Source organism: Aquirufa nivalisilvae, assembly GCF_004307455.1.
Taxonomy (GTDB): Bacteria; Bacteroidota; Bacteroidia; order Cytophagales; family Spirosomataceae; genus Aquirufa; species Aquirufa nivalisilvae.
On sequence record NZ_SEWX01000008.1, the window covers coordinates 132,357 to 150,191 of the forward strand.

The window sequence follows — 17,835 nt, forward strand, 5'->3', positions numbered from 1 at the left end:
AAAGAAAATTGCGCCCAAACACAAGTTTGCAAGCCAAAAACCGTTATAAAGCGCAATTTGGCAAAATTTGATTTTGAATTTTTCCGAGAGAAATTAAATCTACTCTATTTAATATTAAAAAATTACCAATTTCCCATTAAATAAATTGATTCAAAACTAGTACTCCAAGAAGGCCAACGATCGAAACGATGCTTTCCATGAGTGACCAGGAACGGATTGTCTCTTTGACCGAAAGATTAAAGTATTCCTTAAATAACCAGAAGCCCGTATCATTGACATGAGAAAACATTAAACTTCCTGCTCCAATACTGAGTACCATCAAGTTAGGATTAACTAGACCCGTGGAAACAATGGGATAAATCATACCCGCAGCTGTTAAGCCTGCAATAGTAGCCGACCCCACACAAACTCGAATAATAGCCGCCATCAACCATCCCAATACCAATGGAGGGAATGGTAATGTTTGTAAATAGCCCGCAATTTCTTTACTCACTCCTGATACCAACAATACCTCTTTCAATGATCCCGCACCGGCAATAATTAATAATATCATAGCCACATCTTTTACCGCATCTGTGTATATGACCATGATTTCTTCCATTTTTTTGCCCATCCGCAAGCCTAATGTATAGGTTGCTACACAGATGGCAATCAACATGACCATGGAAGGATCAGCAACTAAATGTATCAACGGCGTCAAAGCCGAACTTTTATCTATTTTCAAATCCGCTAAGGTCGTTACCACCAAAAGAAATACAGGGAATAAGGCTGTAATGAAACTGGCTGTTCTGCTTGGTAATTGGGATTCAGGAATAGGTTCTCCCTGAAATGCTTTTAATGAACGAATCGGAAGGCGAGTTAATGTTTTAGAAAATAATGGACCAGCACAAATGATGGCTGGAATGGACACAATGATCCCATAAAATAAAGTCGTTCCCATGTTGGCATCAAACTGAGCCACCAAAGCTGCGGGAGAAGGATGGGGAGGTAAAAATCCATGAGCGACGGATAAAGAAGCCATCATAGGAATTCCCGTTACTAATGGATGTAATTTAAACTGATGAACCAAGGCAAAAATCAGAGGTATCATCAAAACAAATCCCACATTATAAAACAAGGGTATACCAATGATAAATCCTGTCAGCATCAACCCCCAAGCCATATTCTTTTGACCAAATGCTTGAATTAAACTGCTTGAAATTTGTTGAGCCGCCCCACTACTAGCTACCAATTTACCCAACATAGCACCCAAAACGATAATAGTAACTAAAGAGCCTAAAGTATCCCCTATTCCTTTTTGAACTGACTTAGCTAATTCACCCAAAGGTAAACCCAATAAATAACCTGTTGTTAAACTTATGATTAAGAATGCAATGAAGGCATTAACCTTTTGGTACGTAATCAAAAATACTAAAAGGCAAATACATAAAACGACAATAGCGATGGTCATAAGGTATGAGTATGGAGTGAGGGAAATGGAGTATTAAAATTATAAGCAAAAGCTTATTTTTTCTTTAAAATACTCCATTTGACTCCAAATATATAGAATGGATCTAATATTTCAGCATACTTAGCTAGTTTGCCGAAAAATCAACTTCATTTCTATGAACTATACTCCATTAAAAATCACCGTAAGTATCTTCCAGATACTTTTGCATCACTAAGATATCTTCTTTAGAAGTTAAATCTGGAACATTTTCAGCTAATGGAATAGCAAAAAATCCCTGACCTTCCCCTTCACCAAATAATGCTACCGAGGTAGGTAATTCCTTTTCATTTCTTACAGGGTGAAATGGAGTCTTTGCCAAATAGGGTAAAAAAGTAGATGCCTCAAATACAAATATATTCATACTTACTCCCAATCGGCCTTGCTGAGCCATTAACTCCTCGGCTTGTTGGGCTGTAGGTTTTTCAATGATTTCTAACAAATACCCTGCTGCATCAGTACGAATCAATGCAAAAGCTGAAATTCTTTCAGCAGGATATAATAAACTATCGCGGTGATATGAGATCAAAGCTTGCGCATGGTCAGTCGACCAAAGTGTTTTAAGGGCATTAACCGAATACAAATTATCTGAATTACACACGATTACTCGACCTTGCTGCCAATCAGCATGTTGCATTAATGCCTGATAAACGGCATCTGCTGTACCAGCTGGTTTTTCACGATCTGCCGGTATTTGTTGACGGGCAAATACAATTTTCATCCCCCAACATGCATCACGAGACATTAACTCTTCACAATATGCTTGGGTAACTTGATCCGTAGGATGCAAAAGTAGCATCACCTCTTCGATCCCTGCTAAGTGAGCATTGTATAATTGATAATCGATTAATGTCTTTCCATTTTTGCCCACTTGAATCATCCCTTTGGTCACAGAATTAGCCTGAGCAACTAAATTGGGATCTAAATCACTTCCTTCATTAAGTGCCTTCTTCATTCGAGAAGCCATCCCACCTGCTAAAATCAATAATCTCTTTTTCATGTCGTGAATTAATAAAACAAACTTTCTTTTTCTACTTTAGTTCCTTCGTCTACTCGAATGATGTAGGCCTTTCCTCCTTCTTTTTCAATGGCCTCTACTACTTTCTCTGGATGTACCGGTGCATAAGCAAACATGCAGCCGCCACCACCTGAACCATTTATCTTAGCTCCCAATGCTCCCGCTTCCAAAGAAGCTTGAATCATGCGATCTATTTTAGAAGTAGAAATTTGCTTATGTTCCCTAAGATTTACTTGATGACGATTCAATAAGTCTCCCAATTTTTCATCACTCCATTCGGATTTGCCTTCAAACATTTCCTTTGCTTCCAACAAAATATCACGATCCGAAATGTTGGCTTGCAATAAGATCCATTCTGCATCTGTCAAAATCGATTGATATGTTAAGCAATCTTCCAAACTTGCCTTTTCTAAGTCAAAATCAGGATTTACCTGTTGGATTTTCTCCAACCCACTCAACATACCAAACTTAACATGTGCCAATATCTTCAATGTATCTTTAGCTTCTAATGAATCCCCGAGTACAAATGTTCCTAATTCTCGGGCGTAAGTTTCAATGGCAATTTTCGGTCGACTTTCTAAAAATATCACATTTCCCACAGCCGTAGAATATTGATCCATCATCCCACCAGGTTCTGTAAATTCCAGCACCTCTGCTTCGTAGGTTATTTCTCCAATTTCTTTCTGAGTGGCAGGTATTTGATACATTTCACATAAAAACTTAACAAAAGAAACGATCATGGCAGAGGAGCTGGATGTCCCCGAATTTATAGGAATATTACCTCTTACTTCAATCTCTAAACCTTTTGCCAAAGAATGACCTTTACGGTGTAACACATTGCATACACTTTTAAAATAATCTCTTTCTTTTGTATAGCTCAAAGGAAAGTCTAATTCAAATTCTTCTACCGATTGGACATCAGGTAATGAAAATCGAACAACTTTGTCGGCCCTAAATTGGCCTTTCATTTGAATTCGTTTCGAAATTGCGGCTGCAATAACGGGTAAGCCTAAATAATCTTGATGTTCGCCAAACAAACAAATCCGACCGGGAGTTGAAACAATCATGCTAAATTTTAATGTAAAACAAAAGTACAAATTAGATTTAAAAAAATACCTTACCTTTGAAACACTTAAATACTATCGATGATTACGAAGCGCATCCCATCCGTCGATTATTTCCGAGGCTTTATCCTCTTTCTACTTGCTGCGGAAAGCACAGACTTATATCATAATCTGGATAAGCTATTTCCTGATAATTTCATCATCACGCAGTTTTTCCATGTCAAATGGCAAGGCTTGCATTTCTGGGACTTAATTCAACCTGGGTTTATGATGATTGCTGGGGCAGCTTTGTATTTCTCAACTTACAAAAGACTTGATAGTGGAGACACTTATGGGACACTTTGGCCAAAGGTTTTAAAACGCTCCTTATTATTGTTTTTATTTGGTACTGGCTTACATTGTTTAGGAAAAGAGAAATTAGTATTTGAATTGTGGAATGTGCTTACCCAGTTGTCGGTTACCACCATCATTGCATTTTTCTTGTTACGATTTTCCATTCCGCTTCAAATTGCGGCTTCTTTGCTTCTATTATTACTTGCTCATAGCTTATACGTCTTTAGTGATATCCCTGGTTACAATGAGCCTTACACGCCAGACAAGAACTTTGGATCTTATATGGATATGCTCTTAATGGGGAAATTAAGTGGCGGCCATTGGATTGCGATTAATTGTATCCCTACTGCAGCACATACCATTTGGGGGGCATTAATTGGAAGAATCATCCATCGCAGTACATCTCATCAAGTAGTTATTCGTACGTTGATTGGATTAGGTTTATTAGGTATTTTAGTTGGCTATGGACTTGATTTTGCGGGTATTCCCATTATCAAAAGAACAGCTACCCTTTCCTTTACCTTAGCTTCAGGAGGCTGGATTTCCTTAATGATGGCGGTATTTTATTTGAATTGGGAACGAAGTCAAGCCATTATACCGGCACCAGATTACATTTTATCCTTTGGAAAAAATTCCATTTTTATCTATTTGTTTTTTGAATCTGTAGGTCCACAATGGCTGAATAAAGCTTCTTATGTTTTTGTAGGAGGATTTTTAGAGAAAGTTCATATCACTGAAAATATAGCCGAACTTGTGAATTCCTTGGTAGTTCTTGGAATCATTGGAGGAATAGCTGTATGGCTAGACAAGCATAAAATCTACATTTCTTTGTAGTGTATATGAACAACGTCGTCAAGGTTTAAAACCTTGACGACGTTGTTTTAGTCCTTCAAAAAAACAAAAAAAATCCTTCAGGTAGCTTCTACTAATTGATAATTATCTTATTTATCCAACTTGTTCATATAATCAAACTTATATGCCCAAGTTTGTGCAATATTGAATGCTTTCGTCTTAGCTTCTTCTGCCTTTGGCCCTTCAAACAATGAATCAATGGTATTGGTAAACAAGCTTATCCAGTGCTCAAAGTGCGCCTTGGTGAGGGGTACTATTTGATTAACTAATAAATGAGGTTGCATTGGAGCTCCTTTATAGGAATGCCCATCCAGTAAAAGCATTTCCCAAAAATCATACATTTTGGGTAAATGATGATCCCAATCGACATGCATCACATCCAAAAAAATATGCCCTACCAAGTCATCTGAAGTCATACTCTTGTAAAAAGCATTGACAAATGTCCTAATGTCTTCTTTTGACGTTATATCACTTTTACTCATGTGTCTTGATGGTTTGAATCAACCAAGAACCAACCTTATGTCCTTGTTTAGCTCCTTCATCCAAGGCTGGCCAAAAGTGAATTCCTCCATACAATCGACTAATAGATGCTTCATCCGAAGCTTGAATAAACGAGGTGAATTTTCTTGGTGGTAAGCCATAAGGGATTTCTGTAGAATCATTAAAGGCTACATTATCACCAAACAATTTCGTTAAAACGACTGCTGCAGAACTAGAGATAGTACTATGCCCTGAGGTATATTCAGGAAATGGAGGTGTTTGTAAAACTGGCATCCAAGTTTTATCAATTGAAGCATTAATGACGGTTTCTGGGCGGATTCGTATCGAGCGATATTTTTCATCCCAACAAGAAATAAAACCATCAAAAATGGCAATGGATGTTAATGCAAATGCCTCTGCTGTCTCTATGTAATTCTTATTTAATTGTCGAGAAACTTGACCTGCAATTCCTAACCAGTGTCCACCTGGCGACATCTTTTTGGTAGCAAACATGGCATGGCCAGTAATATTCATTTTGAAAGGATTACAATCCCAAAAATTAGCAATATCACGTTGGTCATTCGTTAGATTTTTCACCGTTTCATATGACTGCATCACTTCTTTGTAGTAGGGACTACCTTTAGTCAAATCAAATTTACTCGGCACTGGCGCTCTAAACTGAGAAGATGAATCCAATACCGCTGGTCGAATTTTAGTCCAATATGGCTCCACTGCATCGATGTAAGCTGGAGGAGTAGGTGTCCATGTCCCTGGCAAATTGGTCACTGTAAATCGAAATCCTCTGGTTTGCTTGTAATTATCTTTGGAGGCATACTTCATAATAGATTCTGCTACAGAATCACCAAATGCTATGGAACGATCATATACATCATCTGGAATTCCAATTTTCTTAAAATCTGCCTCTAATTTTTTATCGAATTCCTCATAAAGTTCTTGGGCAAATGTCAACTTTTTACCAACCGCTAAATAAGCTCTAACTGAAGCTAAAGGAAAGCAATATTCCTCCCCTGCTTTAGGCTGAGCTACTTTCTCGAATCCGTTTAATTGACCTACTAAAGATTTATACCCTTTATTTCCATGTACCGCAGCTTCATAGCCAGCAATACTGGCATACATATATATTCGGGAAGATACAGGCGGAGCAAAAATATCATGAATGATACTCTCCGTTAACATAACTTCCGAACGAATCAAAAATTCAGGATTTGCTGCTTCCTCTTGATAATTGGGATTGTCTGATTTACATGCAGAAAACCATAAAGCAACAAACAAAATAATATATCTCTTCATTGGGTCAAATTTTAGGAAGAACAAATATACCAATACTTATAATTAGAATGGAAATATTGACAAAAATCAGCTAATTGCTGACTCTGCGGCTAATCTACCTGATGCAAATGCAGCTTGCAAGGACGGATATTGAGTATAATCACCCGTTAAAATAACGCCTTTTTTATTAGCTTTCTGTTTGACAAACTTCCAAAAACCTTGTTTTGAAAGGGACTCAGGAATGGAATACGATTTTAAAAATTTCCAGTTCAATTTTTCTTTTCCTAAGTAATGACCCAATTCAACTAATACTTCTTTTTCTGAAATATCCGTTTTCAACGTAGTCACCGAAATCAATTCCTTCCCCTCTGGCGCGTAGCTCGGATTAACTTTACTTAAACAAACAAAATGCAAAATGTTTGATTCTTCTGATTTAGGAACTAAATGCAACAATTTACCATCATTGGGAAAATCATCGGCGGAAAAGTAAAATGTTTTACTCTGTAAAATAGCTCCCTTGGCCAATGGAATATCCAATAATTCAGCAGCAGCAGTTGGATTAGCTGCCAAAATTATTTTTGAACATTCCAATGTTTCACCATTTTTCAAAACAACCTTTCCTTCATGAATGCTCTCGACTTCTATGTTTAGTCGAACAGCAATGGGAGGCAAAGCACGTAACAATTGATCTGAAATAGCACCCATGCCAGCCTTAGGAAGAGCTGCTCTACCCTCTAAAAATTGCTTCAAATAAAAAACAAACAAAGGTGCGGGTTGTGATAATGTATCATCCAAAAAAATACCACAAAAAAATGGCTTCAAAAATCCATCTCGAAAGGCTGCAGAAAAATGGAGAGAATCAATATACTCCATAGCACTCAATTGACTTTTAGATAAAGGCTTGGCATCTACTTGGATTTTCAACCATAGCTTAGCCAATTTAAATAAATCACCGATGTTTATGATTCCATCTCCTAAAGCCCGTAGAAGCGAAAAAGAATCGTGCCAAGGACTAAAAAAAGGAAGCCAAGCATTTTCTTTCCACAGATATGCACCCGAATCAAAATAAGATAAATCCAAATCGGGTAATCGTAAACTTTGCTGCACTTCTGGATAAGAAGTTTGTAAAACTTGAAAACCATGATCCAAGGTAAAACCTTGAAAATGTTCACTTTGCACTCTACCTCCCACATGAGCTTGTTTTTCTAGTAAGACAAAAGGAATTCCTGCTTCATGCAACACATTGGCTGCTTGTAAGCCTGCTATACCCGCTCCGATTATGACGATTGGTTTCATGATAAATTTATATTTAAACAAACTCTTTGAACTTACAAAAGTTTAAAGTCTTTTTTATTACTTTGCATATTAAATGATTCCCTGGAATGAATTACAAAATTAAGGAGGAAAACGGTTATCACTATATCGACGAGGGTAAAGGGGAAATATTATTGATGTTGCATGGGCTTTTTGGTGCTTTAAGTAACTGGGAAGGAGTAATCTCCCATTTCAAATCAAATTATCGCATTATTATACCACTTATGCCTATCCATGATATGCCAATCAAGGAGGCTGGCTGTGAAGGCTTAACCGTTTTTATAGAAGATTTTGTCGACTTTAAACAATTAGACCAATTCAGTCTTATTGGCAATTCCTTAGGTGGCCATGTAGCTTTAATATATACACTTAGACATCCTGAGAAAGTCCAAAGACTCATTTTAACGGGTTCATCTGGTTTATTTGAAAACTCCATGGGAGGTTCTTATCCTAAACGAGGCAATTACGAATATATCAAAGAAAGAGTAGAATATACATTTTATGACCCCAAAACGGCTAGCAAAGAATTAGTAGATGAGGTTTTTGAAATTACCAATAGTATACCGAAAGTGATGCGCATAATTGCCATTGCTAAATCAGCTCAAAGGAATAATATGGCCAAGGATATTGTCCGTATTAACACCCCTACTCTATTAATTTGGGGATTAAATGATACGATTACACCTCCACAAGTAGGTCATGAATTCAATCAATTAATTCAAGGTTCAGAACTTCAGTTTATTGATCATTGTTGCCATGCTCCTATGATGGAAAGACCCAACGAATTCAATGCCATTTTAGATAAATGGTTACAAAAAACGAAAGTTTAGCTATGCTAGTCTTATCCTATTTATCCTTTGACTATCCAACGCTTTCCCCGCAAGATAGCCTTCAGAAGGCTTTGAAGGTGATAGAAGGGAATAAAGTGCCTGCATTAAGTGTATTAGATGGGAAAAAGTGGGTAGGAACGGTAACGGCACTTCAAATCTCTCAGCAGCTCTCATTAGCTGCCAAATTGAAAGATATTCAAACTGAATTTCAAAAGGATAAATTAGAATTAGAAGAAGATATTTTAGCTAGCCTACCACTTTTTGAGAGTACAGGATTTAGCTTATTACCCGTGGTAAATGACGAGGGAAATTGGATGGGTTATATTCACCAAGATGTCATTACTCAGATGTTTATTCAATCTGGGTTTACCGGAAAAAATGGTGGTATTCTCCGTATTCCTTTTCACGTTCAGCGGGATTCGATGAGTGTCATTTTACGTATCATTGAAGAAAACAAAGGACTAATGGTCCGCAGTTTTTTTCATCGTTCAGAAAAAAATCCACAAGCTTTACCGGAGTGGGTCATTCAAGTTCAAACAGATCAGTTTTCTCAATTGGTAAAAAGTTTGGAGCGGCATGATGTTGCCATAGAAAAAGCTTTTGTTTTTGGACAACAAGAAGACGTGGATCAATTACGATTCGATTTACTTTTGAAATACTTAAATCCTTAGTTTTGAGCCTAAAAATTGCCATTCATGGAAAACCATTTACAGGTGAAACCAAAAGCCTGATGGAGGATTTATGGGCAGATATTCAAGCAAAAAACTGTCAAATCACTCTATCAGATGTTTTTAAAGCTCATTTACTAGAGCATTCGTTTGATGTAGAACAGATTCCAGCCTATTCTTCAAGCACAGGACCACACCAAGTGGATATGGCCTGGAGCATTGGAGGAGATGGAACATTACTGGAGACCTTAACTCACATTGGAGATAAAATGATACCTATTTTAGGTATTAATACAGGTAGATTGGGCTTCTTAGCCACCATATCTCCGCAAGAAGTCTCTCAAGCCCTTGATTTTTTAATTGAAGGAAATTATCGAGTTGAAGAGCGAGGACTTGTTGAGGTTAAAACAGAAGTTGATTTGTTTGAAAACAAATCCTTTGGACTCAATGAAGTAGGTATTATGAAAACAGATACCTCTTCTATGATTGTAATCAAAGCCTATGTCGATGGCAATTACCTGAATTCCTATTGGGCTGATGGTTTAATTGTATCCACGGCTACAGGCTCTACTGGCTATTCATTATCTGTAGGTGGTCCATTAGTGATGCCTACTTCCGATATTTTCATCATTGCACCTATGAGTCCACATAACCTCAATGTGCGCCCCTTGGTGGTTTCTAGTGATACACATTTACGTTTCGAAGTCAGTAGTCGTAGCCAAAACTTCTTAATCTCCATTGATTCCCGATCTAAAGTGGTCGATAGCCAGTTTAGTATCGAAGTTCAAAAAGCCCCTTTCCCTGCCAGATTAATTAAAATCCCAGGTGACGACTTCCTACAAACCCTAAGAAATAAGTTAAATTGGGGATTAGATGCGAGGAACTAAATTGTGAATGGTAAATGGTGAATTGTGAATGAAGAGTGTAGAATGTAGAATTATTAGGATTTAGGGATTTGAATGTACCCCCCATTTATACTTTATAATTCATCATTTACAATTCCTTTTCCTCTTCGCTCATGCTGCGTTCCCATCTTTCGTTGAGTTAACCATTCAATGTATAATGGAAAATGTAGAATGTAGAATTATTAGGATTTAGGGATTTGAATGTAGAAAGCCCCCCCCCATTTATACTTTATAATTCATCATTTACAATTTATTACTTATCATCTTTTTCAGTTCATTCAGTTTCAGAAGGGCTTCAATTGGTGAAAGTGAATTAACATCCAATTTCTCTAATTGATCGTTAATCTCTTTTAATCCAGCTGGAATTTCTGCACCAAAAAGACTTAATTGATAATTAGCTTTTGGCATATCTTTCAACTTTTGATCATGATCTTCTTTGATATGATCTTTTTCCAAATGCTGTAAAATTTCGTGGGCACGAAGCACTAAAGGGGTTGGCATGCCAGCCATTTGAGCCACATGAATACCAAAACTATGGGCTGATCCACCAGGTAATAACTTTCTCAAGAAGATGATTTTATTCCCCATTTCCTTGACCGACACATGAAAGTTTTTGATTCTTGGAAAATCATCTGCCAGCTGATTTAATTCATGATAGTGCGTGGCAAATAGCGTTTTGGCCCTACTTTTAGGATGGTTATGCAAATGCTCCGCAATGGCCCAAGCCATTGAAACGCCATCGTAAGTAGAAGTCCCTCTTCCAATTTCATCTAAAAGTACCAAAGACTTGCTCGACAAATTATTTAAAATTGCTGCTGTCTCGGTCATTTCCACCATAAAAGTAGACTCCCCTTTGGATAAATTATCTGAAGCACCAACCCGGGTAAATACTTTATCCACTAAACCAATAGTAGCCGCTTGAGCAGGTACAAATGACCCCATTTGTGCCATTAAAACAATCAAAGCCGTTTGGCGTAACAAGGCCGATTTACCTGCCATGTTAGGTCCGGTAATCATGATGATTTGTTGGGACTCATTATCCAAATAAACATCATTGGGAACATAGGATTCACCAACTGCTAATTGTTGCTCAATAACAGGATGTCGGCCATCCTTGATATCAATCACATCATTTTCCAACAATTCGGGTTGCACATATTGATGCTTGATAGCAATAGAGGCAAAACTTTGCAAGACATCTAAGGTAGCAATACCTTGAGCATTCACTTGAATAAGCTCTAAGTATTCCAAAGCTTCTCGAATCAAATCTTGGAATATTCCGTATTCAATTTGAGAAATCCGATCTTCAGCTGTTAGAATTTTTTCTTCATAAATCTTGAGCTCATCTGTAATATAGCGTTCGGCATTCACTAAGGTTTGCTTTCTGATCCATTCAGGAGGAACACGGTCTTTGTGAGAATTGGTTACTTCTAGATAATAACCAAAGACCTTATTGTATGCTACTTTCAAAGATGAAATACCTGTACGTTCTACCTCTCTTTTTTGTAAATCCTGTAAGTATTCCTTTCCATTTGATGACAGTAAATGAAGCTCATCCAACTCTGACAAAAATCCTGTTTTAATTATTCCTCCTTGATGAGCTAACATGGGTGCATCATCACGTAAGGCTACTTCGATTTTATCGACCAAAAGAGCGCATGGGTTCAATCGATCTGCCCATTTCTTCAAACTACCATCACTATTATCCCATAACAACTCCTTGATTAAAGGAATTTGCTGCAATGCCTTTTTTAATTGAACCAGCTCCCGAGGATTAATTCTACTTGCAGCCACTTTGGAAATTAAGCGTTCCAAATCTCCAATGGGTTTTAGGTAGCTTGTCAATAAATCCAGTAAATCCTTATTTTGAACTAATTCAGCTACACCCGACTGTCGATCTTGAATTTCAATCAACTGTTTCAAAGGTAGCACCATCCATTTTCGAAGCAAACGAGCTCCCATAGCAGTTAACGTTTGATCCATTAATGAAATCAAAGGAACACCCCCCTCTTGGGATGGGTGAATCAATTCTAAATTTCGAATGGTAAAACGGTCTAGCCAAACATATTTATCTTCTTCAATGCGTTGTATGGAAGAAATATGCGCCACTTGCTTATGTTCTGTTTCTGCCAAATAATGGAGAATAACACCTGCTGCTATGATGCCCAAGGGCATTTCCTCAATCCCAAAACCTTTTAAATTTTGGGTTTTAAAATGTTGCGTTAATAATGGATAAGTAAAATCATGCGTAAATATCCATTCTTCCAAACTAAAGGAATGAAACTGATCACCAAAAGAATCTAAAAACTGATTTCTGAATTTTTTAGGATATAAAATTTCCGCAGGCAAAAAACTTTGAACTAACTTTTGAATGTAAGCTAAAGGTCCTTGAGAGCACATGTACTCACCTGTAGAGATATCTAATAAGGCCAACCCGTAAAGATTCTGTGCACTTTCAGGAAAAGCTATGGAGGCAACGTAATTGTTTCTTTTATTATCTAAAACTTGGTCATTAAACGATACTCCAGGGGTAACTAATTCCGTAACTCCTCGTTTGACAATACCTTTAGCTTCTGCTGGATTCTCTAATTGATCGCAAATGGCCACTCGCTGACCTGCTCGAACCAATTTAGGCAAGTATACATCCAAGGAATGGTGAGGGAAACCTGCCAAGTGGTCATCGGCATTTCCATTGTTTCGGCGGGTTAAAACAATGCCCAATATTTTAGAAGCTTTGACGGCATCCTCCCCAAATGTTTCGTAAAAATCGCCTACTCTGAAAAGCAAAATTGCTCCAGGATACTTGGCTTTAATTTGATTAAATTGTCGGGAAAGTGGAGTTTCTCCTTTTTTCAAAGGCTCTTGTCCATCTGCTGCTTTTCTGGCCAAACTTGAATGAGATAAAGGTTGTAAAAATAAGAATTTTGCCCGAATTATTACATCAAATCAAAGGATTTTGACCTAGGATTAAAAACAAAGCGGGAAAGAATAGACTGTTTACAAATTTGATGAGCCTATCAAATGGTAATAAAAACAATCTCTCTATTTTCTCGTTCATCTATCAGAGGAATAATGGAACAAAAAACACTCCAATATTCCCTATTAAGCTATTTTCAGGATAGTAAAATTAGAAATTGAAAAAATATTTCCCTATTTTGCCAAATAATTTCGAAACCCATAACTATGATTAATTCTTCCATATACATCAAATCTCAACAAGAGGTTTTTGATGTAGTGATTGTTGGCTCAGGTGCTGGTGGTGGTATGGCTGCCCATATGTTAACCAAAGCAGGAGCTAAAGTCTGTTTATTAGAAGCAGGTCAACCTTATGACCCAGCTGACCCAAAAAATATTACCCAGTTGAAATGGCCATATGAATCGCCTCGTCGTGGTGCTAGTACTACGCGCCCATTTGGTGATTTTGATGCTGCTTATGGTGGTTGGGATATTGAGGGTGAACCTTATACTCGCAAAGAAGGAACCAAATTCGATTGGTTCAGATCTCGTATGGTGGGAGGTAGAACCAACCACTGGGGACGTATTTCCTTGCGTTTCGGACCAGATGATTTTAAAAGAAAAAGTATCGATGGTTTAGGTGACGACTGGCCTATTGGCTACGATGATGTGAAGCCATATTACGATAAAGTAGATCGTTTAATTGGTGTATTTGGTACTAATGAAGGATTAAGAAATAACCCAGATGGTATTTTCTTACCTCCTCCTAAGGCTCGTTTACACGAATTAATGATTAAAAAAGCGAATAAGGCCATTGGTATTCCAACATATCCTTCTCGCCTTTCTATCTTAACTAAACCCATTAATAATGAACGTGGACAGTGTTTCTATTGTGCACAATGTTCTAGAGCTTGTCAGGCATATGCCGACTTCTCTTCATCTTCTGTATTAGTTAAACCAGCAGCGGCAACAGGTAATTTAACTTTATTACCTTATGCCATGGCGAGAGAAGTAACTACTGATCCAATCTCAGGATTGGCTACAGGCGTTTCTTACGTTCATACTGGTACTTTACAAGAATATTCAGTTAAAGGTAAAATTGTTGTTTTAGCAGCTTCAGCTGGAGAAACAGCTCGTTTATTATTAAACTCAAAAAGTTCTCGTTTCCCGAATGGTATTGCCAATTCAAGTGGTGTCGTAGGAAAGTATATCAATGACTCTACGGGTGCATCTCGTTCAGCTATTATTCCTTCTTTATTTGATCGTAAAACATACAATGAAGATGGTGTTGGTGGATCACATATCTATTCTCCTTGGTGGGGCGATAATAGTAAATTAGATTTCCCTCGTGGATACCACATCGAATATGGTGGTGGTATGGGTATGCCTAGCTATGGTTTTGGTTGGGGTATTGAGGGATTAAATGGACGTGAAAACTTCACTCGCGATGGTTTGAAAAAAGCTGCAGGTGGATATGGTGCCACATTAAAAGAAGATTACCGTCGTTTCTACGGTTCTTATGTCAGCTTTGCTGGTCGTGGAGAGCCTGTACCAAGAGAAGATAACTACTGCGAAATTGACCCGAATGTGGTTGACAAATATGGTATTCCTGTATTACGTTTCAACTACAAATGGAGTGATTACGAAATCAAGCAGGCTAAGCACATGCAAGATACCTTTGAGCAAATTATTGATGCGATGGGTGGAAAGCCAATGGGCAAAAAACCAGGTGCTGATACCAATTATGGTTTGGCTGATCCAGGTCGTATTATCCACGAAGTAGGAACAGCACGTATGGGAAATAATGCAAGTACATCGGTTGTAAATTCCAACTGTCAAGCTCATGATGTGAAGAACTTGTTCTTAGCCGATGCAGCACCTTTCGTCTCTCAAGGAGATAAGAATGCTACATGGACTATCCTAGCTTTATCTATGCGTACTTCCGAATATATCATTGATCAACGTAAAAAAGCCAACTTGTAATGAAAAGAAGAGATTATTTAAAAAATATCGGCTTAAGTTCATTGGGCTTAGCTGCATTGAATCCTCAAGTAAAAGCCATGGAGGCTTTAGAAGGTGCACCAGATCCTAAAAAAGTCGCTCCTTTAAAAGTTCCTAATGGTAGAACCATGGATGAGGCAGAACGTGATGCCAAATTGATGGCGGAAAAGTTCTTAAATGCTCATGAATTAGCTACGATCACCATTTTGTCAGATATCATTATCCCAGCAGATGGTAAATCAGGAAGTGCTTCTCAATCAGGAGTTACTAAATTCATTGAGTTTATTGTAAAAGATAAGCCAGAATTTAAAACACCGATGCGTGGTGGATTAAGATGGTTAGATGGTGAGTCAAAGCGTCGTTTCAGTAAACTATTTACTGAAATCACTCCTAAACAACGCATCGAAATTGTTGAAGATATTGCTTATCCTGAAAAAGTAAAACCTCAATTTTCACAAGGAGTGAATTTCTTTACTTTGATGAGAAATCTAACAGCCACAGGATTCTATACTTCTAGAATTGGTTTAGATGATTTAGCTTACAAAGGAAATACACCGAACGATTGGAAAGGTGTACCAGATGATGTATTAAAGCAATACGGATTATCTTACGATGATTAAACATTCCGATTTATACCATAAACCGGAAATTTTCAAACATATTCCTTCTTTAGTGGCGGGTGTCAGTACCCGCCACGGAGGAAAAAGTCAAGCTCCTTATCATTCGCTTAACCTGGGTGTTCATACAGAGGATCAAGCTGAAATCATTCAAGAAAACATCTCATTATTATGCCAATCTTTAGGCATAAAACCTCAACAGTTAGCTAGGTCTTTTCAAACCCACCAAGACCTAATTTGGGAATGCGAACAACCCGATTATCTAAGTGGATTTGATGCCATTATAAGTACACAAACGAATATATATTCCGCAGTTGGCATAGCAGATTGCTGCCCTGTTCTCTTAGTGGATCCCGTACAAAAAATCACAGCAGCTATTCATGCAGGTTGGAAAGGTTCCGTTTTAGGAATTGTTCCTAAAACTGCCCATTTATTAATTTCCAAATACCAATGTGTCCCTGAAAATATATTGGCATATATAGGGCCATGCATTAGTTTAGCTCATTTTGAAGTAGGTGATGACGTGGCAGCCCAATTTCCTGAAGATTGTAAACTCAAGCCAGCCAACAAGTGGCACGTGGATCTAAAAAAACACCATGCTAATCAATTACAACAAGTAGGCATTTCTCAGATTGAAATTTCACCTTGGTGTACGGTGGAACATAATGAACACTTTTTTTCGCATAGGAAAGAGCAAGGCATAACTGGTAGAATGTTAGCTTTTGCTGGTTTTCAGTCCTAAATTTTAATCAAGTTTTTGGAATCTCTATTTCCAATCATTTTCTAAAATTCCATCCTTAGGACTCTCTCTGTCCATTTTTACCATTTAAATTATCGATTAACTGATAATGTAAGTTTCAACCATTGACAGACCTTTTGTAATTAGGACATTTTTTTGAAATTGCCTTCGAAATAATTCAATCAACCTAACCCTAATCACAATGAAAAAGTTAAAATTAACCCTGACTGTTTTAGAAAACAGAGATGCTTCTTTCGGAGGATCAAACGAAGTAGCTCTTGCTGGATCGACTTGCACCTGTACATGTACTTGTTGCAAATCAAACAATGATGCACCAGCAGAAGCTACCGCCTAATTTGTTGAATGGGTGGGGATATTCCCTGCCCATTTTTAATAAATACCTACCCACACATGAAAACTACGATACCCCACCAAGCCATATTTTGTGGTCCAGATTCGCTATTCATTTTAGATGGAGACCAAAACCTCATTGAAATCAATGGAGAATCTTCACCTCTCATCAAAGAGATACTTGTAGGTTTAAACCAAGAGCAGTCCTTAGAAAGCATTTTTGAAAACCATCAAGAACAGTTTGAAAATGACAGTGCATCTTTTCGTGACTTAATTGATTGGATGTTGGATAAACAACTAATCCAACAGGCAACAGAACTGCAAAAAATTAAAATCCATCTACTTATTGACTCCCTTCCATCTACTCAATCTGAATCCATCATTAGCACGCTCAATGATTTAAATAGGAATCAGATGGAGTACATACTGGAAGAATCACTTGAAAAATCTGATTTAATCCTTTACATCGGTTCGCTATTTACCCATCGTAAAAGCATCAAGGAATTAGCGAAACGTAGCTATGAGGCAAAAATACCTTTGTTTTATTCAGAGATTGATAGCACTTCATTCACCTTAGGTCCCATTATTTATGCTGAATTATTAAGTCCTTGTTTGAATTGCTATGCTGACAGAAAACAAGTTCAGCTAAAAAATCCCAAAGCATTTTCTATTCTACAAAGCACACAAAAGCAAGAATTCATTTTTACCCCTTTACTAAAGAACAAACTATACTATCCAGCATTTCTAAACTTTATAAACCATGAAATTCAGAAATTCTTCCAATCTAACTTATCCTATTCTCCCCTCTTAGGTCAAAGCTATTTTATTAATGGCACCACATTCGAAATGCAAAAATTAAAAATCCTAAAAGTGCCACATTGCCCTATCTGCAGCAAAAAGAATCAATCCATGACATTCAATATATAAAATAG

Annotated in this window: 16 protein-coding genes; 9 read left to right on the forward strand and 7 right to left on the reverse strand. The window is 37.5% G+C overall.

Translation table 11 applies throughout. The features are described 5' to 3' along the window. Positions 1-136: 136 nt before the first annotated feature. From EWU22_RS11615 to EWU22_RS11625, 3 genes are all read right to left on the reverse strand, one after another. Positions 137-1,450 carry a gluconate:H+ symporter gene (locus tag EWU22_RS11615; RefSeq protein ID WP_109323484.1) on the reverse strand — a complete coding sequence of 438 codons (1,314 nt, stop codon included), beginning with the start codon at positions 1,448-1,450 and terminating at the stop codon, positions 137-139. Between the two features lie 169 nt (positions 1,451-1,619). Continuing rightward, positions 1,620-2,486 (reverse strand): sugar phosphate nucleotidyltransferase, encoded by an 867-nt coding sequence (locus EWU22_RS11620; protein WP_109323493.1) that lies wholly within the window; start codon positions 2,484-2,486, stop codon positions 1,620-1,622. A gap of 8 nt (positions 2,487-2,494) precedes the next feature. Beyond that, on the reverse strand, positions 2,495-3,571 hold the full coding sequence (locus EWU22_RS11625; protein WP_130925685.1) for a GHMP family kinase ATP-binding protein: 1,077 nt from the start codon (positions 3,569-3,571) through the stop codon (positions 2,495-2,497). A 78-nt stretch (positions 3,572-3,649) separates the two neighbouring features. On the opposite strand from EWU22_RS11625, the gene EWU22_RS11630 reads away from it, so the two are divergent. Next, complete coding sequence (locus tag EWU22_RS11630) at positions 3,650-4,735, forward strand: DUF5009 domain-containing protein (protein ID WP_130925686.1); 1,086 nt, start codon at positions 3,650-3,652, stop codon at positions 4,733-4,735. A 107-nt stretch (positions 4,736-4,842) separates the two neighbouring features. Here the strand turns inward: EWU22_RS11630 and EWU22_RS11635 are convergent, their stop codons facing one another. The 3 genes from EWU22_RS11635 to EWU22_RS11645 form a co-directional block, all read right to left on the reverse strand. Then, positions 4,843-5,235 (reverse strand): group III truncated hemoglobin, encoded by a 393-nt coding sequence (locus tag EWU22_RS11635; RefSeq protein WP_130925687.1) that lies wholly within the window; start codon positions 5,233-5,235, stop codon positions 4,843-4,845. Further along, on the reverse strand, positions 5,228-6,544 hold the full coding sequence (locus EWU22_RS11640) for a vanadium-dependent haloperoxidase (RefSeq protein ID WP_130925688.1): 1,317 nt from the start codon (positions 6,542-6,544) through the stop codon (positions 5,228-5,230). Before EWU22_RS11640 ends, EWU22_RS11635 begins: the two co-directional genes overlap by 8 nt. A 66-nt stretch (positions 6,545-6,610) precedes the next feature. After that, positions 6,611-7,819 carry a protoporphyrinogen/coproporphyrinogen oxidase gene (locus tag EWU22_RS11645; RefSeq protein WP_130925689.1) on the reverse strand — a complete coding sequence of 403 codons (1,209 nt, stop codon included), beginning with the start codon at positions 7,817-7,819 and terminating at the stop codon, positions 6,611-6,613. Positions 7,820-7,905: 86 nt separating this feature from the next. On the opposite strand from EWU22_RS11645, the gene EWU22_RS11650 reads away from it, so the two are divergent. The 3 genes from EWU22_RS11650 to EWU22_RS11660 are packed head-to-tail and all read left to right on the forward strand — an operon-like array spanning position 7,906 to position 10,222. After that, a complete protein-coding gene (locus EWU22_RS11650) occupies positions 7,906-8,667 on the forward strand; it encodes an alpha/beta fold hydrolase (RefSeq protein ID WP_130925690.1) in 762 nt (253 codons plus the stop codon). A 2-nt stretch (positions 8,668-8,669) separates the two neighbouring features. Further along, on the forward strand, positions 8,670-9,338 hold the full coding sequence (locus tag EWU22_RS11655; RefSeq protein ID WP_130925691.1) for a CBS domain-containing protein: 669 nt from the start codon (positions 8,670-8,672) through the stop codon (positions 9,336-9,338). A gap of 2 nt (positions 9,339-9,340) precedes the next feature. Further along, positions 9,341-10,222, forward strand: coding sequence for an NAD kinase (locus EWU22_RS11660; RefSeq protein WP_231962891.1), 882 nt, complete (start codon positions 9,341-9,343; stop codon positions 10,220-10,222). A 261-nt stretch (positions 10,223-10,483) separates the two neighbouring features. Here EWU22_RS11660 and mutS read toward each other — a convergent pair whose 3' ends face one another. Further along, positions 10,484-13,129 (reverse strand): DNA mismatch repair protein MutS, encoded by a 2,646-nt coding sequence (gene mutS / locus EWU22_RS11665; protein ID WP_130925692.1) that lies wholly within the window; start codon positions 13,127-13,129, stop codon positions 10,484-10,486. Positions 13,130-13,423: 294 nt separating this feature from the next. Between mutS and EWU22_RS11670 the strand changes: the two genes are divergently transcribed. The 5 genes from EWU22_RS11670 (at position 13,424) to EWU22_RS11685 (ending at position 17,830) form a co-directional block, all read left to right on the forward strand. After that, positions 13,424-15,178 carry a GMC family oxidoreductase gene (locus EWU22_RS11670; RefSeq protein WP_130925693.1) on the forward strand — a complete coding sequence of 585 codons (1,755 nt, stop codon included), beginning with the start codon at positions 13,424-13,426 and terminating at the stop codon, positions 15,176-15,178. Continuing rightward, positions 15,178-15,816, forward strand: coding sequence for a gluconate 2-dehydrogenase subunit 3 family protein (locus tag EWU22_RS11675; RefSeq protein WP_109323502.1), 639 nt, complete (start codon positions 15,178-15,180; stop codon positions 15,814-15,816). Before EWU22_RS11670 ends, EWU22_RS11675 begins: the two co-directional genes overlap by 1 nt. After that, complete coding sequence (gene pgeF / locus EWU22_RS11680) at positions 15,809-16,555, forward strand: peptidoglycan editing factor PgeF (RefSeq protein ID WP_130925694.1); 747 nt, start codon at positions 15,809-15,811, stop codon at positions 16,553-16,555. The genes EWU22_RS11675 and pgeF overlap by 8 nt, the downstream gene beginning before the upstream one ends. Before the next feature lie 199 nt (positions 16,556-16,754). Further along, a complete protein-coding gene (locus EWU22_RS13320) occupies positions 16,755-16,907 on the forward strand; it encodes a hypothetical protein (RefSeq protein WP_161566853.1) in 153 nt (50 codons plus the stop codon). Between the two features lie 56 nt (positions 16,908-16,963). Next, the gene (locus EWU22_RS11685) at positions 16,964-17,830 is read left to right on the forward strand and encodes a hypothetical protein (protein WP_130925695.1); all 867 of its coding nucleotides are present in this window, start codon (positions 16,964-16,966) and stop codon (positions 17,828-17,830) included. Positions 17,831-17,835 lie beyond the last annotated feature (5 nt).